This window comes from Bradyrhizobium tropiciagri, from assembly GCF_018130545.1.
In the GTDB taxonomy this organism is placed as follows: Bacteria; Pseudomonadota; Alphaproteobacteria; order Rhizobiales; family Xanthobacteraceae; genus Bradyrhizobium; species Bradyrhizobium tropiciagri_A.
In genome coordinates, this window is the sequence record NZ_JAFCKF010000015.1 from 54,474 (window position 1) to 73,761 (window position 19,288).

The window sequence follows — 19,288 nt, forward strand, 5'->3', positions numbered from 1 at the left end:
ATATGCGTTGGCCCCCCTTCCTGTTGTCCGCCCTGGTGTTGCTCAGCTTCTCTGCTGCACAGGCGGCCGGACTGCGGGCTTTCAACGTTCCCGCGAGCACTGACGGCCCCGCGATCCGCGGGGTGATCTGGCATCCCTGCGCGGAGGCCCCGCACGAGATCGATGCCCGCGGCGGCAGAACGTTCTTCGGGGTGAACGACTGCCCGATCACAGGGAACAAGCTGCCGCTGATCGTGATCTCGCATGGACGACGGGGATGGCTTGGCGGACATCACGACACCGCCGCCGCGCTGGCGGATGCCGGCTTCATGGTTCTGACGTTCAACCATCCAACCGATACCGAACGCGACACCAGCGGCACCGACAGCCTTGCCGTCACGGTCGAACGACCCGCCGACATCAAGCGCGCGATCGACTACGCGCTTCAAGGCTGGCCTGATGCTGCGCACATCGACGCCGGGCGCATCGGTCTCTACGGTTTCTCCTGGGGCGGCTACACCGCCCTCGCGGCAATTGGCGGTGAGCCCGATCTCCGCAAGGGCCTTCCGAACTGCCAGACATCGAGCTTGCGGGTCTGCAAGGAACTCGAAAGTGGAGAAAAGCCGAGCGGACCGGTCGTCCACGATCCGCGGATCAAGGCTGCGGTCATCGTCGATCCGTTTCCTGTGCTGTTCTTTGCGGCCGAGAATCTGAGGGCCGTGACGATCCCGATTCAGCTATGGAGCTCGGACCCCGCACAGAACGGCGACGGTCTCTCCGGGTGCTGTGCCGCCGCCATCAACGACCGGCTTCCGTCCAAACCGGACTTTCACCTGGTGAAGGATGCGAAGCACTTTTCTTTCCTCGCGACCTGCACGCCGGAGGAGACGGTGAAGATGGCCGGTATCTGTACCGACGCGCCGGGCTTCGACCGCGTCGCCTTTCATCAGCGCTTCCACGCCGCGGCGATCGCGTTTTTCAGGACGCATCTGGGCGACGCCGGGACGCGTTAACGAACGCAGTTGGTCCCCGAGCCGGCGGTGACGCCGTCCCGCCGGAATCCATGCAAATGGAGGAGGATCGAGTCTGCCCGACATCGAAGCCTCCTCGCATCGCATTGGCCTAGGCGGCTTTCTGCACCAGAGCGGCATCGAAGCCGACCCTCGGGAAGTGAAGATTCACTTTGCCGACCGATGGGTCTTCGTGCCGGATCACAATCTCATCTTGTGTCCACGCGAGAATGTTTCCATGGACGGGATTGCCGTAATCGTCGGGAGTGACGCTGACCCAGTCGCCGCGCCGAATTCCGACGTTCCGCGCTTCCGATGACCAGCTGTCGGGTTCGCAGGGTTGATGGCCGCGCGCAACTTCGATCGCCTCGTCGGGTGTCATGTCCGTGTGCTTGCCGTGCCCGAGAGCCGCAACGCGCGCATACCAGGGATCGACAACTCCTCCGAACGCGATCAGCTCCGCAATCTCCGGGCCGCCATTCTGACGCGCAAACCAGATCGGGTGGTAGGCCGACAAATCCGCCGCGGAAGGATCGCTTCCGAGGACAAACTTGCGGCCGTCGGCGAGAACTTCGGCAAGCCAGGCGAGATGGGCATTGAGCCGCTGCAAAAACACCGCCCGTTTCGGAAGCAGCACGTCCGGATCCAGATTGACGCGGAACAGCGGGCGCCGTTCGTCGACAAGCTCTTGCGGGATCTTGCCGCCCATGTTGCCGATGGTGAGACAGACGGCGTTCAGGAAGGAGCCCTTCTCGATCCACCAGCCGAAGGCCTTGGCGAGGCCTTCCTGTCCGGTGGGATAAAGCGCAGGCGAGCCGCCTAGCTTCTCGATGACCTGAAGAATGAGCAGCGTATCGCAATAGAACTCTGCGCCGATCTGGAGGATCGGCGTGCGCCGGTAGCCTCCCGTCATCGGCGTGAGCTTCGGGCGCGGCGTCCAGACCGGGATCTCGACCGAGCGCCAGCTCTGGCCCTTGAGGCCCAGCGCCAGGCGCGTCTTCTCCGAATAAGGCGAGAGCTGATAGTGGTGCAGAATGACCTCTGACATGGGTTTCCCTCCCTGGGATTTGTCTTGAGCCGAGCTACTTCTGCGGCGCGGGCAGTTCGACGCCGAGAAACTCGAACGCGGTGTCGCCATTGATCCAGCCATGCAGCGTATTCGGCTGAAAGACGATCACGTCGTCCGGCTTGTAGGTGACTTCACCGATCTGCCCGCCGGCCTTGTCGTTCAAGGACAACTTGCCGCTCCCGCTGATAACATAGAGGATATAGGGCAGCGCGCCGTCGTGAACGGCAATCGAGCCTTTGGCGTCGACGTGTCCGCGCATCACGTGAGTAGCCGCTCCGGGCAGGTCATAGAGCATTCCATAGTTGAAGCCCTGGTTCTGCTTGCCGTTGGGCATCACCGGCACGGCGGCAAGCGCGGATGCCTCCTTCTTCACGGCAATCGGGTTGTTTCCCTGACCGTTCTCGATGACATAGATTCCACCGGCGCATGCCGGAACCGTGGCGGCAATCACAACCAGTGACGCCGCAGCACAAACTAGACCACGCATCTCGTCCTCCCTGATGATCATTTGTCTTGAAGTCACGAACAGAATGCTGTTCCGAGCCGCTGCCAGGCAGCGGCCCGCCGATGCTGTGTATGGGGCTCCGGCTCAGCCGCCGGTGCGTGCATCCAGGAAGAGTTGCGTGAACGGCTTGGCCAGAACGGGCTCGAGCTTCGGCACGATGGCCTTGATGTCGGGCGTGACCATGTGGGCGTCGAGCGCCGCCTTATCCTTCCAGCGCTCGAAGGTCAGGAAGCGGCCCGGCTCGCCGATGACCTCCATCAGCGTGTAGACGATACATCCGGGCTCCTTGGCCGCGATTTCGGCGAAGGGCACAAGCAAGGCGCGGAGATCATCCGCCTTGTCCTTCTTGGATACGATTTCCGCGATCACGAAATAGCCGCTCTGGCCTGCGGCCTCGGCCGATGAAGCAGCGAGAACCGCGGCCGCCACAGAACCAATGGCGACAGTTCCCACGAACGCACGACGATCCATCTCGGACATGCAATTCCTCCCCTCCTGGTTTGTTTTCATTTGCGAATCCGGCCGTTGAACGCTCGCGGGCCGGACACCTCAATTTTCTGAGGTACAAATAGTTTGCACGCAAAATAATGAGAGTCAATACATTTCGATATGATATGCTGTAACGACAGAAAATTGCGCTCATCCGGCTTGGCTGGCGCGACGGCTAACGATAGGATTTGGCTCAACGATTTGGTGCGCCAGCGGACTGACAGGAATGAAGACCCGAACGACGAACGCGCGACGCGAAACCAGCAATCGCCCGCCACAGGGCTCCATCGCACCAGTCGAGATGCCGGGCCTCGACAGTCACCTTTGCTTTGCGCTCTACAGTGCAAGCAATCACATGACGCGGCTGTTCGTCCCGTTCCTGAAGAAGCTCGGCGTCACCTACCCGCAATATCTGGTTCTGGTCGTGCTGTGGGAGCGCGGGGCGCGAGGCGTCGGAGACCTGGCCTCGGCGCTGCAAATGGACCTCGGCTCGCTCTCGCCGATGCTCAAGCGTCTCGAGGCCAAGGGATTGGTGACCCGGCGGCGACAGCCCAACGATGAACGGCGCGTGCTTGTCGACCTGACGCCCAAGGGCGTGGCGCTTCGCCAACGGACCGAGCAGATGCTGGGCGAATTCTACTGCTTCCTGAATATGCCCCTGAATGAGCTTTTCGACCTGAAGGACCGGCTGCGTCACTTCGTACGATCGGCGGGGCCCAAGGAGACCGAACCGTCGCCCGTCAAGCTCACGGAGCCGGCGCTTTGAAAGCGCCGTAGAAGATCTTCCCTACACCCCGAGCTTGTCCCGCACCCGTCCGGTGAGCACCGCGGCGGTGACGCCGACACGCCAGAACGCGTGCATCGGCATCGGCTTGATGCCGGTCACCGGCATGTCGATCTCGGCCTTCGGGCCGCCGATCAGGCGGCGTGCGAGTTGCGCGCCCATTGCGGTCGAAAGCGCGACGCCGCGGCCGTTGCAGCCGAGCGAGATCAGGAGATTCTCCGCCGGCTCGTGGACATGCGGATAGTGATCGGGGGTGATGGCGAGGCGACTGTTCCAGCCGTGGGTCCAGCCGACGCCTTCGAGCTGCGGCCACAGCCGCTCGGCGTAACGGATCAGATAGGCGACGTCGGTTGGCTTGCTGATCCAGCGCATCGGGCCGCGGCCGCCCATCAAGAGGCGGTTGTGCTGGTCGATGCGGTAATAGACCGTGATGTGGCCGCTCTCGTAGAGCACCGGGCGGCCCGGCATGATCGAACGCGCGACCGCATCGGATAGCGGCGCGGTGGCTGCAATCGACGAGAACACCGGCACGATGCTGCGGCGAAGCGCCGGCCAGAGATCGTCGGTAAAGCCATTGGTCGCGAGCAGCACCTTGTCGGCGTGCACGATGGCGCGCGGAGTCTCGATCCGCCAGCGATTGCCGTCACGGCGCAGCGACAACGCCGGCGTCTCGCCATGCACGGCAACGCCGGCCCCGATCGCAGCGCGGGCCAGACCACGGGCGTAACTCAGCGGATGCAGATCGCCGCCGCGAGCATCGAGCATCGCGCAGAGATAGCGGTCGCTGCCGGTCATCGCGCGCATCTCGGCGGCGTCGAGCAGCTTCACCGGCATGCCGCGCTGGATGCACTGCTTCGCCGTGGTCGCGATCGCCGCGGCGCTCGCCTCGTTGTAGGCGGCGCGCAGCGTGCCGTTCTGCCGCGCCTCACACGGGATCTGGTAGCGGCGGATCAGGTCATGCGTGAAGTTGGTGGTGCCGTAGGAGAACTCGATCATGCGGCGGCCGAGATCGGCGCCGAAATCCTGTTCGATCTGGTCGGGGTCGTGCTTCAGCCCGGGATTGGTCTGCCCGCCATTGTTGCCGGAGGCGCCCCAGCCCGGCTCCTGCGCTTCGAGCACGGTGGCGAGCACGCCCTGCTCGGCGAGATGCAGCGCGGTCGACAGGCCGGTGAAGCCGCCGCCGATGATCGCGACCGGAACGCTCTTGTCCGACGTCAGCGGCGGTGTTGGCGTCGCCTCCACCGCGGTGTCGGCGTAAAGACTGGGCGGCAGCGGCAGGCGGGTGGAAGCGTTCATTGGGGAGGACCGGATCACAGCGGATGCAGCACGCGGCGCAGGAAATCCTGGGTGCGCGGGTGCTGCGGTTGGTTGAGAACGGATTTGGCGGCGCCTTGCTCGACGATGACGCCGCCGTCGATGAACAGCACGCGGTCGGCAACGTCGCGGGCAAAGCCCATCTCGTGGGTCACGACCACCATGGTCATGCCGTCATCAGCGAGCTTGCGCATCACCGAGAGCACGTCACCGACCAGCTCCGGATCGAGCGCGGAGGTCGGCTCGTCGAACAGGATCGCCTTCGGTTGCATCGCCAGCGCCCGCGCGATCGCGACGCGCTGCTGCTGGCCGCCGGAGAGTTTTGGCGGATGCACCTCGGCCTTGTCGGCGAGCCCGACCTGGGCCAGCAGCGCGCGGCCGCGGGCGACCGCCTGCTCGCGCGGCTCCTTCTTCACATAGAGCGGCCCTTCGATGACGTTCTCGAGCGCGGTGCGATGTGGAAACAGGTTGAAGCGCTGGAACACCATCGAGACCTGGGTGCGGATCGCGACGATCGAGCGGTCATTGCTGTCGACGCGCGCGCCCTCGACGCTGATCTCGCCGCGATCGTAGCTCTCGAGCCCGTTGATGCAGCGCAGAATGGTCGACTTGCCGGAGCCGGACGGGCCGATGATGCAGACCACCTCGCTCTTGGCGACAGATGCGGTGATGCCCTTCAGCACCTCGACCTTGCCAAAGCTCTTGTGAACGTCGCGGAGCTCGATCATTTGCGGTTCGCCTTGTTCTCGAAGTGCCGAACCAGCAGGATGAGCGGGATGCTCATGGTGAGATACATCAGCGCCACCAGCGTGAACACGCTGGTGTTCTTGAAGGTCGAGGAGGCGATCAGCTTGCCCTGCAAAGCGAGCTCGGCGACCGTGATGGTCGAGGCCTGCGAGGAATCCTTCAGCATCATGATCATGATGTTGCCGTAGGGCGGCAGAATGATCCTGACCGCCTGCGGCAGCACCACGCGGCGCATGGTGAGCCACCAGCCCATCCCGATGGTCTGCGCCGCCTCGATCTGCCCCTTGTCGATCGCCTCGATGCCGGCGCGGAAATTTTCCGCCTGATACGCCGAGTATGCGATGCCGAGTCCGATGATCGCGGCCTGCAACGCCGACAGCGCGATGCCGAAATCGGGCATCACGAAATAGATGTAGAACAGCAGCACGATGATCGGGATGCCGCGGATCACATTGATCAGCGCGGCGCTCAGGCCTGTGAGGATGCGGATGCCGGATACCCGCATCAGCGCCCACACCAGCCCCAGCACGGTCGACAGCAACAGCGAGCCGACCGTGACGACGATGGTCAGCCAGACGCCCTGCAACAGGATCGGCACGAACTCGACGGCATCGTGGAAGAATTTTTGCATCGGTTGAATTTATCTCGATACCAAACACCGTCATCCTGAGGTGCGAGCGGAGCGAGCCTCGAAGGATGCACGGCCCGGCTGGTGGCCGTCGACCCTTCGAGACGCGCTGCGCGCTCCTCAGGGTGACGGCTCGCTTACCGGATCACGCTGTCACGACGCACTCGCCTTCTGGCCCCATTTCTCCAGGATCTTCGCGATCGTGCCGTTGGCCTTCAGCTTCGCCAGCGAGGCGTTGATCTTGCCGAGCAACTCGGTGTCGCTCTTGCGGACACCGATCGCGACGGTGCCGACGGTGACCGGCTTGTAGCCGTCGACCAGCCGGACGTCGGCGAAATTACCCTGCTGCAGATTGTAGGCGAGGATCGGATAGTCGGCGAAGCCGGCCTTGAGGCGGCCGGCATTCACATCGCGCAGGATGTCGGGAATGGTGTCGTAGACCTTGACCTCGCTGAACAGGCCGGTCTTCTTCAGCGCATCGACAAACGCGGTGCCGACCTGGGCGCCGACCACGGCCCCCTTCAGATCTTCCTGCGAGGCATAGGCCTTGGTGTCGGATTTCGGCACCACCAGGCCTTCACCATAGGTGTAGACCGGCTCGGAGAAGTCGATCACCTCCTTGCGCGCGGCGGTGGCGAACATCGCGGCCGCGATGATGTCGATCTTGTTTGCGGTCAGCGAGGGGATCAGCGCCGAGAACTGCATCGGCTCGATCTGCACGGTGAAGCCGGCATCCTTGCCGATCTCGGTGGCCAGATCGACCATGATGCCCTGGATCGAATTGGTCTTGGTGTCGAGGAAGGTGAAGGGGATGCCGGTCGGCGTCGAGCCGACCTTGAGCACCTGCTGCGCCCCTGACGGCGCGCTCACGGCAAGGGCAAGCGCCGCGACCGCGGCCTGCACGAAACGTTGAAAGGACATCGCACCACCTCCCGAGACTGACGCCAAAACCGGCCCCGGTGCCGCTGCGCCCGCTAAGTCAGCGCTTTTGGTTGCGGGCGACGCCGTTCCGGCCTATTTTCACCAATATGAAATTGTGGTCACGAAACCGCGGCTAATGCAAGCGGTTTTCATGCACATGAAGGAAGCGGACTGACGTGAGTGGCAGCAAGAGATTGCGCAAAGGCGCGGCAGTGCGGCCTGCGACGGCACGCCGCGTCGCCGGAAAGCCGGCCAAAAGACCTGAGAAGAAACTTGAGAAGAAAACTGCGAAGAAACCAGAGAAGAAACTGGACAAGAAGCCGGCCGAGCCCGCGATGGATCTCGCGGTCGGACGCCGGATCCGCGACCTGCGCCGCGACAAGTCGATGTCGCTGGAGACGGTTGCCGAGCGTACCGAGCTGTCGATCGGCTTCATCAGCCAGATCGAGCGCGGCCTGTCGTCGCCCTCGCTGCGCGTGCTGGCGACGTTGGCCGACGTGCTCGGCGTCGGCATCGCCGCGCTGTTCGGCGCGACGCCGAAGGCCGACGGCGCCGGCGGCGTCGTCACCCGCGAAGTGCAGCGCGCCGAGCTGAAACTGTGGCGCACCGGAATCTCAAAGCAGCTGCTGAGCCCGGCCGGCAGCGAGAGCCGGCTCAATCTGTTCCTGGTGCATCTCGATCCCGGCGGCAGCACCGGCGACGAGTTCTACACCCATGACGGCGAAGAGGCCGGCCTGGTGCTTGAAGGCGAGATGATTCTGACTGTGGACACCGAGACCTGGACGCTGAAGCAGGGCGACAGTTTTAGATTTGCCAGCCGGCGGCCGCATCGGTTTTCCAATCCGGCGCGCGATGCCAAGGCGGTGGTGCTGTGGGTGAATTGCGTGACTGCGGCGGGGTAAGGCCCTGCTCCCTCCGCCGTCGTCCCGGCGAAGGCTATCCTGCGTCGCCCCGGCGAAGGCCGGGACCCATTACCACAGGGCTGTGTTGTTGAAGAAGGCTGCGGCTCCAGCGTCGCACAACAACTCACATTCGTGGTTATGGGTCCCGGCTTTCGCCGGGACGACGATGATGGTTAGATCGCCCTCGCGTCAGGCAGCTTCACCCCAACCCCATCACGATCTCCTCGATCTTGATCGGGAAATTGCGCACCCGGATGCCGGTGGCGTGGAACACGGCGTTAGCGACCGCGCCGGCGCTGCCGGTGATGCCGATCTCGCCGACGCCCTTGATGCCGAGCGGGTTCACGTGCGGATCGTGCTCGTCGACCGTGATGACATCCATCGGCGGCACGTCGGCATTGACGGGCACATGATACTCGGCGAGGTTGGCATTGAGGATGCGCCCCGAACGATGGTCCATCACCGCCTCCTCATGCAGCGCAAAGGAGAGGCCCCAGATCATACCGCCGCGGAGCTGACTCTGCACCATCAGCGGATTGATGATGCGGCCAGCGGCAAACGCGCCGACCAGCCGCGTGGCGCGGATCTGGCCAAGCTCCGGATCGACCTTGACCTCGGCAAACACGGCGCCATGCGCATGCATCGCGTATTGCGACTGCGCCGCAGGATCGGCCGCACCTGTGCCGGAGGCCTCGACCTCGGCAACGCCGGCGCGCGCCAGGATCTCGGCATAGCTCTCGCTGCGCGCATCGTCGTCGCGTCGGTGCAGCCGCCCGGCCCGCGCTACGACACCGGCATTGCCGGCGCCGAACAGCGGCGAGCGCTGGTCCGAGGTCGCAAGCTCGGCGAGTTTTGCTATCACGGCAGCGCCAGCATTGTGGATCGCGGCGCCGACGGTTGCGGTATGCGCGGAACCGCCGGCGATGCCGGCATCCGGCAGGTCGGAGGTGCCCGACAGGAACGAAATCTGCTCGAGATCAAGGGCGAGCGCATCGGCCGAGATCTGCGTCAGCGCGGTCCAGGCGCCCTGCCCCATGTCATGCGCGCCGCTCTCCATCACGCCGCGTCCATCGGCACGGATCACGGCGCGGGCATTGCCCTGGAACATCAGCGCCGGGAACGTCGCGGTGCCCATGCCCCAGCCGACCAGGAATCCGTTCTCGTCGCGCATCTGCTTCGGCTGCAGCGGACGGCCGGCCCAGCCGAAGCGTTCGGCCGCCTTGGCGTAGCATTGGCGCAGCGCCTTCGAGGAAAACGGCTTGCCGGTGGTCGGCTCGACCTCGGCGTAGTTCTTCAGCCGGAATTCCAAGGGATCGATGCCGCAGGCAAACGCGGCCTCGTCGATCGCGCTCTCCAGCACGATCGATCCGGTGGCCTCGCCCGGGGCGCGCATGAACAGCGGCGTGCCGGTGTCGACGCGGACGGCTTCATGCGCGGTGCGGATCGCGGGGCTGGCATAGAGCGTGTGCGAGGCGTCGGCGGCGGGCTCGTAGAAATCGTCGAAGCTCGACGTCGTGATGCGCGCCTCGTGATCGATCACGGTCAGCTGACCTGCATCGTCGCTGCCGATCCGGATACGCTGCCTTGTCGCCGAACGATGGCCGACCGGGCCATACATCTGGCTCCGCCGCAGCACCAGCTTGACCGGACGCCCCACGAGTTTCGCTGCCATGACGCCGAGCACCTGCGGCCCGGAGACCAGGCCCTTGGAGCCGAAGCCGCCGCCGAGGAACGGGCTGTTGATGTGGATGTTACCAGGCGGAATTCCAAACAGCCCGGCGATCCGCATCTGCGCCATCGCCATGCCCTGGCTCGGCGTATCGAGGAACAGGCGGTCGCCGTCCCACACCGCGACGATCGCGTGCGGCTCCATCGCATTGTGATACTGCGCCGGGGTCTGGTAGGTCGCGTCGATCCGTTTCGAAGCCGCGGCGAAGCCCGCATCGATATCGCCGTGGCGGACTTCGGCGGGATTGCCGATCCCGACCACCGGGGGCGCATAGGCCTCAGTGGCGTCGAGGCCGACGCGCGCGATCTCGACCTGGTAGCGCGGCGACAGCAGTGCGGCGCCTTCGGTGGCGGCCTCCAGCGTCTCGGCGATCACCACCGCAATCGCCTGATTGGCGTAGCGCACCTCGTCGCTCTGCAACAGCTCCATGCGGAACGCAAACGGATTGCCCTTGGCATCCGGGTCTTCCGCGAGCGGCGGCTTGTGCGCCGGCGTCATCACGTCGATCACGCCGGGGTGGCGCCTGGCGGCGGCAACATCGAGCGATTTGACGCGGCCGCGTGCGATGCAGCTGGTCGCGATCACGGCATAGACCATGCCGGGCGGATGATTGTCGGCGGCATAGCGCGCCTTGCCGGTCACCTTCAGCACGCCTTCGGTGCGGGTCAGCGGCTGGCCGATATTCGAGCCGTGCCTGAGATGGGCGGGGTCGCGGGTCAGATTGAGTTCAACCGTCATGCGTTACGCTCCTGCAACGGATGAGAAGGGAGAGCCCGGCAGCGCGGCGATGCGATCCGGCGTGCCTGCGGCAGCAAGGGTGAGCGCGCGCACGACGATGCGCTGCGCGAGCTCGATCTTGAAGGCGTTGTCGCCGGACGGTTTTGCCTCGGCGAGTGCAGCGCGCGCCGCCTCGCGATAGACCGTCGTATCCGGCGCAGCGCCTGCGAGCACCTGCTCGGCCTCGCGCGAACGCCACGGTTTTGCGGCGACGCCGCCGAGCGCAAGCCGCGCCTCGTGGATCCTGCCGTCCTCGATGCGCAAGGCCGCCGCAGCCGAGACCACGGCGAAGGCGTAGGACGTGCGCTCGCGGACCTTGATGTAGCGGGCGTGCCCGGCGAAGTTTTTCGCGTTGGCCGGCAGCCGCAGCGCGACGATCAAATCGCCGCGCTCCAGCGCGGTTTCGTGCTCCGGCGCATCGCCGGGCAGACGATGCAGCGCCTCCAGCGGCAGCTCGCGCCGGCCGCCCTTGCCCTCGATCTCGACGATCGCATCGAACGCAACCAGCGGCACACAGAAATCCGATGGATGGGTCGCGATGCAGCCCTCGCTCCAGCCCAGCACCGCGTGCAGGCGGTTCTCGCCCTTCAGCGCGTCGCAGCCGGCGCCCGGCCAGCGCCGGTTGCAGGCGCTGCCGGCGTCGTAGAAATAGGCGCAGCGCGTCCGCTGCATCAGATTGCCGCCGACGGTCGCGGCGTTGCGCAGCTGCGCCGATGCACCCGACAGCAGCGCCTCGGCGACCGCCGGATAGTTGCGCGCGAACTCCGCGTCGTGCGCGAGATCGGCATTGCGCACCAGCGCGCCGATGCGCAGGCTGCCGTCGGCGAGATGCTCGATGCGATCGAGCCCGGGCAGACGCGTGACATCGACAAGGCGGCTCGGCCGGCTGACGCCGCCCTTCATCAGGTCGAGCAGATTGGTGCCGGAGGCGAGATAGCTCGCGCCCTTCTCGGAAGCCGCCGTGATCGCGTCCGCGACATTGGCCGGCCTGACATAATCGAAGTTCATCATGCGGAGCGCCTCTGCTTGCCTGCATTAATGTCGGCCTGTGCCTCGAGCACGGCTTCGGTGATGCCTTGATAGGCGCCGCAGCGGCAGAGATTGCCGCTCATGCATTCGCGCACCCGCTCCGGATCGGGGCCCGCCTGACCCTCCTCGATCAGGCCGATGCCGCTCATGATCTGGCCCGGCGTGCAGAAGCCGCACTGGAAACCGTCATGGGCGATGAAGGCGGCCTGCACCGGATGCAGCTCTCCGCCGCGCCCGACGCCTTCGATGGTGGTGATCTCGGCGCCGTCATGGCTGACGGCGAGCGCAAGGCAGGAATTGATGCGACGGCCGTCGACCAGGATGGTGCAGGCGCCGCACTGGCCGCGGTCGCAGCCCTTCTTTGTTCCGGTGAGGTCGAGCCGCTCGCGCAGCAGGTCGAGCAGCGTGACGCGGGGGTCGTCGAGGGCAATTTCCCGGCGGACGCCATTGATGGTGAGGCTGAGTGGGAGATTCATGCGGGGCTCCGATCCGTGTATGGTCGGGTTGAATCGAGGCAACGCGAACCCGTGGCCGCCGATCCAGAGGTCGGCGCGCCTTGTCAGGCCCGGTGCTGGTCGCCATATACGGAGGCATCCTCCGTTTACAAGGGAGGGAGAAAAGAAAAAGGATGGCCGGGTCGTCACCAGAAATTGTCCGCAAGCCGCGCGCCGATGCCGTGCGCAATCGCGAGCGCGTGCTGGAAGCCGCCAAGGCCGTGTTCTCGGCCGGCGGCAGCGAGGCGAGCCTGGAGGCCGTGGCGCGCCATGCCGGCGTCGGCATCGGCACGCTGTATCGCCACTTCCCGACCCGCGAGGCGCTGTATGAGGCGGTCTATCGCCGCGAGGTCGAGCAGCTCGGCGATCTGGCCGAGCAGTTGCAGAATGCGCCCGAGCCGGTCGCGGCGCTGCGGCGCTGGCTGCGCGCCAATGTGGAATTCGTCGCCACCAAGAAAGGCATGGTCTCAGCACTTGCGCTGGTCGCGACCGGCTCGACCGAGCTGCACGCCTATTCATTCGATCGCCTGACCAAGGCCATCGGCACCCTGCTCGCGCGCGCGGTTGCGGCCGGCGCGATCCGCGATGACATCAGCGCCGAGGACGTGCTGCGCGCGCTGATCGGCATGTGCTACATGCACGACCAGCCGGGCTGGCAGACCACCGCGCTCAGGCTCCTCGATGTGTTCGTGGACGGACTGCGGGTGCAGCCGACGAGCACAACGCAGTCAGAGGCAAGGCCCGTGAGGAAAGTCAGCCCAAACAAGGCGCGGCGGCCCTAGCCAGCGGTGGCCTGCCGGGAAATAATTCGGCGAGTGTGAAAAAGTGCACAGACGGCCCGACCGGCGTCCGGCTAGATCGCAGCATTGACGCGTCCAAGCTCATATTTGCTCTAGGTCATATTCGCGATCCAGCCCGGCCAATGTGCCGGGCTTTTCGTTGATCAGGCTTGTGGCGAAAAGACCCGCACGCAGGCTTTTGGGGTCATCGCGGGACGGCCCGCGTTCCGCTGTTGTTGCCGGGCAAGTTCGATGTTCCGGTCCCCGTCGCTGAATTGTCGCTCGGGTCGGTCCAGTAATTCGGCGTTGAGGTGCCCGGATTGTTCATGTTGCCGGTGGTGCTTCCGGGCGGGTTGCTCAGCCCCGTGCCCGTTCCCATTCCGGTGGTGCCGGAGGACCCGGTACCGGTTCCTGTGCCTGAGCTGTCCGCCCCCGCGCCTGCACGCGCGCCGCGCGCCGAGCCACCGCCCGCTCCTTGAGCGAGAGCGAGTGGCGTAGACAGCATCATCGCCGCGGCCAAACCGATCGTTGCCAGTTTATTCATGTGAAGCCCTTTCCTTCCAGTCGAGGCAACGTGTTGCGCAGGGTCGGCGTTCCAAGGTTCGGACGCGCAGCATGCGACGCGAGGAACATGACGCTGGCTGCCCCTGTTGATCGGAATACCGCGCCCAGAGACGCCTGATAGAGACACTTCAGATGCGGCACGAGCTGACTGCCGAACCGGAAAAACGGGCCGGCCTGGCCGGATTGAAGCTGATCCAAAGAGCTACACGCCGAGCTGGAATCCCGGCGGCACACGCGAGACTGCGCTTGATGAAGCAAAAGAGAGAGAATCTCGCGACACCGTGACGGCGATGCAGGATGAGTTCGACATCGCTTAGAACTTCGAGAGCCCCCACGGGCTACACAATATCGCCCGCGAACGATCGCAACGCCGCCGTTCGCCGCGGAACGAAACGGTCGATATATCGCAATTCGATATATCTTGCGCGATTTGCGCGGATTCCGACAGTTGAACGAAGGTCGAATGCGCCATTCGATGTTTCCGTTCGCGCCCCGTCCGCGGGAATGATTATGCTGGTAAAAAACAGGTAGGCGCGCAGCTCGACTGCGCGATCTGCCGATTGGCCATGGCGAGGGAAACGCGCGTTCGCACTCGAGCTTTCGAGGGCGACTCCCACTGTTCGGGGGAAGATGCGCCTGCCGTTCATTTGGATCGTGGAAATGAACGAGAGCATCTCATCACCATTCATCCGCTACCCGATCGGCACCTCGCTGCTGATGGCCGGCATTCTGTTCGTCGGCATGGTCGCCTATCCGCTGCTGCCGGTCGCGCCACTGCCGCAGGTCGACTTTCCGACCATCCAGATCTCCGCGAGCTTGCCCGGCGCCAGCCCCGAGACCATGGCGTCTTCCGTCGCACAGCCGCTGGAGCGGCAGTTCGCGCAGATTCCCGGCATTGCGCAGATGACCTCGACGAGCTCGCTCGGATCGACCGCGGTGACCATTCAGTTCGACCTGAACCGCAACATCGACGGCGCCGCCAACGACATCCAGGCGGCGATCAATGCCGCAGGCGGCCAGCTGCCGAAGAACCTGCCGTCGCCGCCGACCTATCGCAAGGTCAACCCTGCGGACTCGCCCATCCTGCTGTTGTCGGCAACCTCGGACACCCTGCCGCTGATCAAGGTGAGCGACGCGGTCGACGCCCAGCTCGGGCAGCAGATCAGCCAGATTTCAGGCGTCGCCCAGGTGTTCATCGGCGGGCAGCAGAAGCCTGCCATCCGCGTGCAGATCGATCCCGCCAAGCTGGTCGCCAAGGGGCTGTCGCTGGAAGATATCCGCAGCCAGATCGCCATCACCACGGTCGACAGTCCGAAGGGCAACATCGACGGTGACCGGCGCGCCTACACGATCTACGCCAACGATCAGCTGGTCGAGGCCAAGGATTGGAATGACGTCATCGTCGCCTACCGCAACGGCGGCCCGTTGCGGATTCGCGACATCGGACGGGCCGTTGCCGGGCCGGAAGACATGAAGCAGGCCGCATGGGCGGACGGCAAACGCGGCGTGTTCCTGGTCATCTTCAAGCAACCCGGCGCCAATGTCATCGGCACGGTCGACAGGATCAAGGCGCAGCTTCCGAGGCTGATTGCCGCCATTCCGCCCGCCATCAAGATCAAGATCATCAGCGACCGCACCTTGACCATCCGCGCCGCCGTCGACGACGTGCAGATCACGCTGCTGATCACCATTGTCCTCGTCGTCATGGTGATCTTCCTGTTCCTGCGCAGCTTCTGGGCCACGGTGATTCCCGCCGTGACCGTGCCGCTCGCGCTGCTCGGCGCCTGCGCGCTGATGTGGGTGTTCGGCTATACGCTCGATAATCTTTCGCTGATGGCCCTGACGATCGCGGTCGGCTTCGTGGTCGACGATGCCATCGTCATGCTGGAGAACATCACGCGGTATGTCGAGCAGGGTATGCGGCCCCTCGCCGCGGCGTTCCAGGGGGCCGGCGAGATCGGGTTTACGATCCTGTCGATCAGCATCTCATTGGTCGCGGTGCTGATCCCGCTGCTGCTGATGGGCGGCGTGATCGGCCGGCTGTTCCGCGAGTTTGCGGTGACGCTCGCGATGGCGATCTTCGTTTCGCTCGTGGTGTCGCTGACGCTGACGCCGATGATGGCATCGCGCTTCCTGCGCGCGCATGGCGAAACCAGGCACGGCCGGATCTACCAATGGAGCGAAGCGGCGTTCGACAGGATGCTGCATGGCTATGAGCGGGGGCTCGATCTGGCGCTGCGCTGGAGCCGGACCACGCTCTGCATCTTCTTCGCGACGCTGGCGCTGTCGGTCTATTTGTTCGTGATCATCCCCAAGGGATTCTTCCCGCAACAGGACAACGGCTTCCTGAACGCCGTCTCGGAGATGGCCCAGGACATCTCGTTTGCCGACATGAAGCAGCATCAGGAGGAACTCAGCAGGATCGTCCGGGCCGATCCCGCGGTCGAGAGCATGGCCGAGTTCATCGGCGGCGGCGGCACCGCGCTGAACTCGGGCCGCATGTACATCACGCTGAAGCCGCACGAGGAGCGTGACGCCAACGCCCAGCAGATCATCGCGCGGCTGCGGCCGAAGCTCGAGGCGGTCGAGGGCGCCCGCCTCTACATGCAGGCGTCGCAGGACGTCCGGCTGGGCGGTCGCGCCACGCGGACGCAATTCGAATACACGCTGCAGGACGCCAACCTCGCCGAGCTGAACGAATGGGCGCCGAAGATCCTCGCCAAAATGAAGACCCTGCCGCAATTGCGCGATGTCGCCACCGACCAGCAGACCGAAGGAACGACGGTGACGATGACCATCGATCGCGATACCGCGGCGCGTTTCGGCATCCAGCCGCAATTGATCGACGACACGCTGTACGACGCGTTCGGCCAGCGCCAGGTGACGCAATACTTCACCCAGCTCAACAGCTACCATGTCATCCTGGAGATCCTCCCCGAATTGCAGGGCAAGCTCGACACGCTCAACAAGCTCTACATCAAGTCACCGACCACGGGCGACGAAGTGCCGCTCTCCGTATTCGCCAAGTGGACCACGGTCCCGGTGCGCCCGCTCGCGATCGCCCATCAGGGGCAGTTTCCTGCGACCACGATCAGCTTCAATCTCGGGGAGGGCGTCGCACTCGGCCAGGCCACCGATGCCATCCAGAACGCCGTCGCGGATATCGGCGCACCAGCCACGCTCAGTTCAAGCTTCCAGGGCACCGCGCAGGCCTTCCAGCAATCGCTGAGCTCGGTGCCGCTCTTGATCGTGGCCGCACTGGTCGTGGTCTATCTGATCCTCGGCATTCTCTATGAAAGCTACATCCATCCGCTCACGATCCTGTCCACGCTGCCATCGGCCGGAGTCGGTGCACTGGCGATCCTGATGGCGTTCGGATTCGATTTCAGCCTGATCGCCCTGATCGGCATCATCCTCCTGATCGGGATCGTGAAGAAGAACGGCATCATGATGGTCGACTTCGCGATCGCCGCCGAACGCGAGGAACATCTGTCGCCGCAGGAATCGATCCGCAAAGCAGCGCTGCTGCGATTCCGCCCGATCATGATGACGACGATGGCAGCCCTGCTCGGCGGTGTCCCGTTGATGCTGGGCACCGGAACGGGTTCGGAAATCCGCCAGCCGCTCGGCTATTCGATGGTCGGCGGCCTGATCGTGAGCCAGGCGCTCACGCTGTTCACCACGCCGGTGGTCTATCTCTATCTCGACCGGCTCTCGAACGCGCTGTCGGACTGGACGGCGAAACGAGCCGACCGCGACGAAGAACCGCCGACGATCAAGAACGCTGCCGAATGACGACGGACGAGCCGTCAACGCGCGCGATAGATATCCGGGCGGAGGATCTCCATGAAGCGCGATGGATTGCCGAGCGGCTCGAAGCCGAACTGGCTGTACAATCCATGGGCGTCCGAGGTCAGCAGCAGGAAGCGCCGCAGGCCCTGCAGGTCTTCATGCTCGACAACGCTGCGCATCAGCCGCTTCGACAGTCCCTTGCCGCGATGGGCCTCGAGGATGAACACGTCGGCGAGCAATGCGAAGGTTGATTTGTCGGTGACGATCCGCGCGAAGCCAACCTGCGCCGCATCCTGATAGACGCCGAAGCAGAGTGAATTTGCGATCGCGCGCGCCACGGTCGATCTCGGAATGCCCTGCGACCAATAGCTCTCTTCCGTCAGAAAGGCGTGAATGACGTCGAGGTCCAGGCGGTGCGGATCGGCTGATATCTCGTAGTCGGCAAGCTCGTGCTGCAGCGGCATTTGCGCCTCCTTCGATCAGGCGATCACCCGAAGCGATGGTCGTAGCGGGTGATCGACAGATCCTTGGTGTCGATCTCGGGCTGTTTCCCGGAGATCGTGTCGGCGAGCACCCGGCCCGAGCCGCAAGCCATGGTCCAGCCGAGCGTGCCGTGGCCGGTGTTGAGATGCAGGTTGGCGTAGCGCGTCGCGCCGATCACCGGCGGGCCGTCCGGCGTCATCGGGCGCAGGCCGCACCAGAACGTTGCCTTGGGAAGATCGCCGCCGCGCGGAAACAGATCGGTCAGCGAATGATCCAGCGTCGCGCGCCGCGCGTCATAGAGCTTGGTCGAATAGCCTGAAATCTCGGCGGTGCCGCCGACGCGGATGCGGTCGCCGAGCCGCGTGATCGCGACCTTGTAGCTCTCGTCCATCACGGTCGATTCCGGCGCGCCGGACGCGTCCTTGATCGGCACCGTGATCGAATAACCCTTCACCGGGTAGACCGGCAACGAGATGCCGAGCGGCCGCACCAGATGCGGCGAGTAGCTGCCGAGCGCCAGCACATAGGCGTCGGCGGTCATCACGCCGGCGCTGGTCGCAACGCCGGTAATCCGCGTCGCATTGGCGTTCAGCCCGTCGATGCCGACATTGAAGTTGAAGCGCACGCCGAGCTTCTCGGCTTCCAGCGCCAGGGCCTGCGTGAACATGTGGCAGTCGCCGGTCTCGTCATGCGGCAGCCGCAACCCGCCGGCGAATTTCTGCTTCACGCCGGCGAGCGCCGGCTCGGCTTTGATGCAGCCCTCGCGGTCGAGCAGCTCGAACGGCACGCCATATTGCTTCAGCACCGCGATGTCGTCGCCGGTGCCATCGAGCTGCGATTGATAGCGAAACAGCTGCAACGTGCCCTGCGCGCGTTCGTCGTAGCGGATGCCGATCTCGCTGCGCAGCGCCTGCAGGCAGTCGCGGCTGTATTCGGCGATCGGGATCATCCGGCTCTTGTTCACCGCGTAGCGCGGCGTAGTGCAGTTGCGCAGCATCTTCAGCAGCCACAGCCACATCACCGGATCGAGCTTGGGCCGTATCACCAGCGGGCCGTGCTTCATCAACAGCCACTTCACCGCCTTGACCGGAACGCCGGGGCCAGCCCAGGGCGATGAATAGCCCGGCGAGACCTCGCCGGCATTGGCAAAGGAGGTTTCGAGCGCAGGCTTCGGCTGACGGTCGATCACCGTCACCTCGTGGCCGGCGCGCGCGAGATAATAGGCGGAGGTGACGCCGATCACGCCACTGCCGAGAACAAGGACCTTCACTTTTCCTCACATCCTGCAGCGAA

General features: G+C 64.7%; 17 protein-coding genes. 5 read left to right on the top strand and 12 right to left on the bottom strand.

Going from position 1 to position 19,288, the window contains the following annotated elements:
* Window positions 1-2 precede the first annotated feature (2 nt).
* On the top strand, window positions 3-992 hold the full coding sequence (locus JQ616_RS38475) for an alpha/beta hydrolase family protein (protein WP_212023395.1): 990 nt from the start codon (window positions 3-5) through the stop codon (window positions 990-992).
* A 109-nt stretch (window positions 993-1,101) separates the two neighbouring features.
* Here the strand turns inward: JQ616_RS38475 and JQ616_RS38480 are convergent, their stop codons facing one another.
* The 3 genes from JQ616_RS38480 to JQ616_RS38490 all read right to left on the bottom strand — a co-directional run bounded on the left by JQ616_RS38480 (window position 1,102) and on the right by JQ616_RS38490 (window position 3,043).
* Entirely contained in the window at window positions 1,102-2,127 is a 1,026-nt protein-coding gene (locus JQ616_RS38480) for a glutathione S-transferase family protein (protein WP_212023396.1), read from the bottom strand.
* A complete protein-coding gene (locus JQ616_RS38485; RefSeq protein ID WP_212023397.1) occupies window positions 2,072-2,566 on the bottom strand; it encodes a cupin domain-containing protein in 495 nt (164 codons plus the stop codon). Before JQ616_RS38485 ends, JQ616_RS38480 begins: the two co-directional genes overlap by 56 nt.
* Window positions 2,567-2,647: 81 nt before the next feature.
* A complete protein-coding gene (locus tag JQ616_RS38490) occupies window positions 2,648-3,043 on the bottom strand; it encodes a putative quinol monooxygenase (RefSeq protein WP_212023398.1) in 396 nt (131 codons plus the stop codon).
* Window positions 3,044-3,407: 364 nt separating this feature from the next.
* On the opposite strand from JQ616_RS38490, the gene JQ616_RS38495 reads away from it, so the two are divergent.
* Window positions 3,408-3,818, top strand: a complete 411-nt coding sequence (locus JQ616_RS38495; protein WP_249137857.1) for a MarR family winged helix-turn-helix transcriptional regulator — start codon at window positions 3,408-3,410, stop codon at window positions 3,816-3,818.
* Between the two features lie 21 nt (window positions 3,819-3,839).
* Here JQ616_RS38495 and JQ616_RS38500 read toward each other — a convergent pair whose 3' ends face one another.
* The 4 genes from JQ616_RS38500 to JQ616_RS38515 form a co-directional block, all read right to left on the bottom strand.
* Window positions 3,840-5,132: an NAD(P)/FAD-dependent oxidoreductase gene (locus tag JQ616_RS38500; protein ID WP_212023400.1), complete on the bottom strand. Its 1,293-nt coding sequence runs from the start codon at window positions 5,130-5,132 to the stop codon at window positions 3,840-3,842.
* A 14-nt stretch (window positions 5,133-5,146) separates the two neighbouring features.
* The gene (locus JQ616_RS38505; RefSeq protein WP_212023401.1) at window positions 5,147-5,878 is read right to left on the bottom strand and encodes an amino acid ABC transporter ATP-binding protein; all 732 of its coding nucleotides are present in this window, start codon (window positions 5,876-5,878) and stop codon (window positions 5,147-5,149) included.
* Window positions 5,875-6,528 carry an amino acid ABC transporter permease gene (locus tag JQ616_RS38510; protein WP_050401103.1) on the bottom strand — a complete coding sequence of 218 codons (654 nt, stop codon included), beginning with the start codon at window positions 6,526-6,528 and terminating at the stop codon, window positions 5,875-5,877. The genes JQ616_RS38505 and JQ616_RS38510 overlap by 4 nt, the downstream gene beginning before the upstream one ends.
* A gap of 150 nt (window positions 6,529-6,678) precedes the next feature.
* Window positions 6,679-7,446: an ABC transporter substrate-binding protein gene (locus tag JQ616_RS38515; RefSeq protein WP_212023402.1), complete on the bottom strand. Its 768-nt coding sequence runs from the start codon at window positions 7,444-7,446 to the stop codon at window positions 6,679-6,681.
* Between the two features lie 176 nt (window positions 7,447-7,622).
* Between JQ616_RS38515 and JQ616_RS38520 the strand changes: the two genes are divergently transcribed.
* Window positions 7,623-8,348 carry a cupin domain-containing protein gene (locus JQ616_RS38520; protein WP_212023403.1) on the top strand — a complete coding sequence of 242 codons (726 nt, stop codon included), beginning with the start codon at window positions 7,623-7,625 and terminating at the stop codon, window positions 8,346-8,348.
* Window positions 8,349-8,547: 199 nt separating this feature from the next.
* On the opposite strand, the gene JQ616_RS38525 is transcribed toward JQ616_RS38520, so the two are convergent.
* From JQ616_RS38525 to JQ616_RS38535, 3 genes are read right to left on the bottom strand one after another with little or no spacing between them, the layout of a single operon-like run.
* Entirely contained in the window at window positions 8,548-10,815 is a 2,268-nt protein-coding gene (locus JQ616_RS38525) for a xanthine dehydrogenase family protein molybdopterin-binding subunit (RefSeq protein ID WP_212023404.1), read from the bottom strand.
* 3 nt (window positions 10,816-10,818) lie between these two features.
* Complete coding sequence (locus tag JQ616_RS38530; protein WP_212023405.1) at window positions 10,819-11,865, bottom strand: FAD binding domain-containing protein; 1,047 nt, start codon at window positions 11,863-11,865, stop codon at window positions 10,819-10,821.
* Window positions 11,862-12,359 carry a (2Fe-2S)-binding protein gene (locus JQ616_RS38535; protein ID WP_212023406.1) on the bottom strand — a complete coding sequence of 166 codons (498 nt, stop codon included), beginning with the start codon at window positions 12,357-12,359 and terminating at the stop codon, window positions 11,862-11,864. Before JQ616_RS38535 ends, JQ616_RS38530 begins: the two co-directional genes overlap by 4 nt.
* Window positions 12,360-12,511: 152 nt before the next feature.
* On the opposite strand from JQ616_RS38535, the gene JQ616_RS38540 reads away from it, so the two are divergent.
* Window positions 12,512-13,159 carry a TetR/AcrR family transcriptional regulator gene (locus JQ616_RS38540; RefSeq protein WP_212023407.1) on the top strand — a complete coding sequence of 216 codons (648 nt, stop codon included), beginning with the start codon at window positions 12,512-12,514 and terminating at the stop codon, window positions 13,157-13,159.
* A gap of 1,221 nt (window positions 13,160-14,380) precedes the next feature.
* Window positions 14,381-17,515, top strand: coding sequence for a multidrug efflux RND transporter permease subunit (locus JQ616_RS38545; protein WP_212023408.1), 3,135 nt, complete (start codon window positions 14,381-14,383; stop codon window positions 17,513-17,515).
* 14 nt (window positions 17,516-17,529) lie between these two features.
* Here JQ616_RS38545 and JQ616_RS38550 read toward each other — a convergent pair whose 3' ends face one another.
* The gene (locus tag JQ616_RS38550) at window positions 17,530-17,976 is read right to left on the bottom strand and encodes a GNAT family N-acetyltransferase (protein WP_212023409.1); all 447 of its coding nucleotides are present in this window, start codon (window positions 17,974-17,976) and stop codon (window positions 17,530-17,532) included.
* Window positions 17,977-17,999: 23 nt separating this feature from the next.
* The gene (locus tag JQ616_RS38555; RefSeq protein ID WP_212023410.1) at window positions 18,000-19,265 is read right to left on the bottom strand and encodes a D-amino acid dehydrogenase; all 1,266 of its coding nucleotides are present in this window, start codon (window positions 19,263-19,265) and stop codon (window positions 18,000-18,002) included.
* Window positions 19,266-19,288: the final 23 nt, after the last annotated feature.

Bases quoted from the DNA above. Each gene is read 5' to 3' on its own strand.
- JQ616_RS38475 (WP_212023395.1), top strand. From the start codon at position 3: ATGCGTTGGCCCCCCTTCCTGTTGTCCGCCCTGGTGTTGCTCAGCTTC.
- JQ616_RS38480 (WP_212023396.1), bottom strand. From the start codon at position 2,127: ATGGCGACACCGCGTTCGAGTTTCTCGGCGTCGAACTGCCCGCGCCGC.
- JQ616_RS38485 (WP_212023397.1), bottom strand. From the start codon at position 2,566: ATGATCATCAGGGAGGACGAGATGCGTGGTCTAGTTTGTGCTGCGGCG.
- JQ616_RS38490 (WP_212023398.1), bottom strand. From the start codon at position 3,043: ATGTCCGAGATGGATCGTCGTGCGTTCGTGGGAACTGTCGCCATTGGT.
- JQ616_RS38495 (WP_249137857.1), top strand. From the start codon at position 3,408: ATGACGCGGCTGTTCGTCCCGTTCCTGAAGAAGCTCGGCGTCACCTAC.
- JQ616_RS38500 (WP_212023400.1), bottom strand. From the start codon at position 5,132: ATGAACGCTTCCACCCGCCTGCCGCTGCCGCCCAGTCTTTACGCCGAC.
- JQ616_RS38505 (WP_212023401.1), bottom strand. From the start codon at position 5,878: ATGATCGAGCTCCGCGACGTTCACAAGAGCTTTGGCAAGGTCGAGGTG.
- JQ616_RS38510 (WP_050401103.1), bottom strand. From the start codon at position 6,528: ATGCAAAAATTCTTCCACGATGCCGTCGAGTTCGTGCCGATCCTGTTG.
- JQ616_RS38515 (WP_212023402.1), bottom strand. From the start codon at position 7,446: ATGTCCTTTCAACGTTTCGTGCAGGCCGCGGTCGCGGCGCTTGCCCTT.
- JQ616_RS38525 (WP_212023404.1), bottom strand. From the start codon at position 10,815: ATGACGGTTGAACTCAATCTGACCCGCGACCCCGCCCATCTCAGGCAC.
- JQ616_RS38530 (WP_212023405.1), bottom strand. From the start codon at position 11,865: ATGATGAACTTCGATTATGTCAGGCCGGCCAATGTCGCGGACGCGATC.
- JQ616_RS38535 (WP_212023406.1), bottom strand. From the start codon at position 12,359: ATGAATCTCCCACTCAGCCTCACCATCAATGGCGTCCGCCGGGAAATT.
- JQ616_RS38540 (WP_212023407.1), top strand. From the start codon at position 12,512: ATGGCCGGGTCGTCACCAGAAATTGTCCGCAAGCCGCGCGCCGATGCC.
- JQ616_RS38545 (WP_212023408.1), top strand. From the start codon at position 14,381: ATGAACGAGAGCATCTCATCACCATTCATCCGCTACCCGATCGGCACC.
- JQ616_RS38550 (WP_212023409.1), bottom strand. From the start codon at position 17,976: ATGCCGCTGCAGCACGAGCTTGCCGACTACGAGATATCAGCCGATCCG.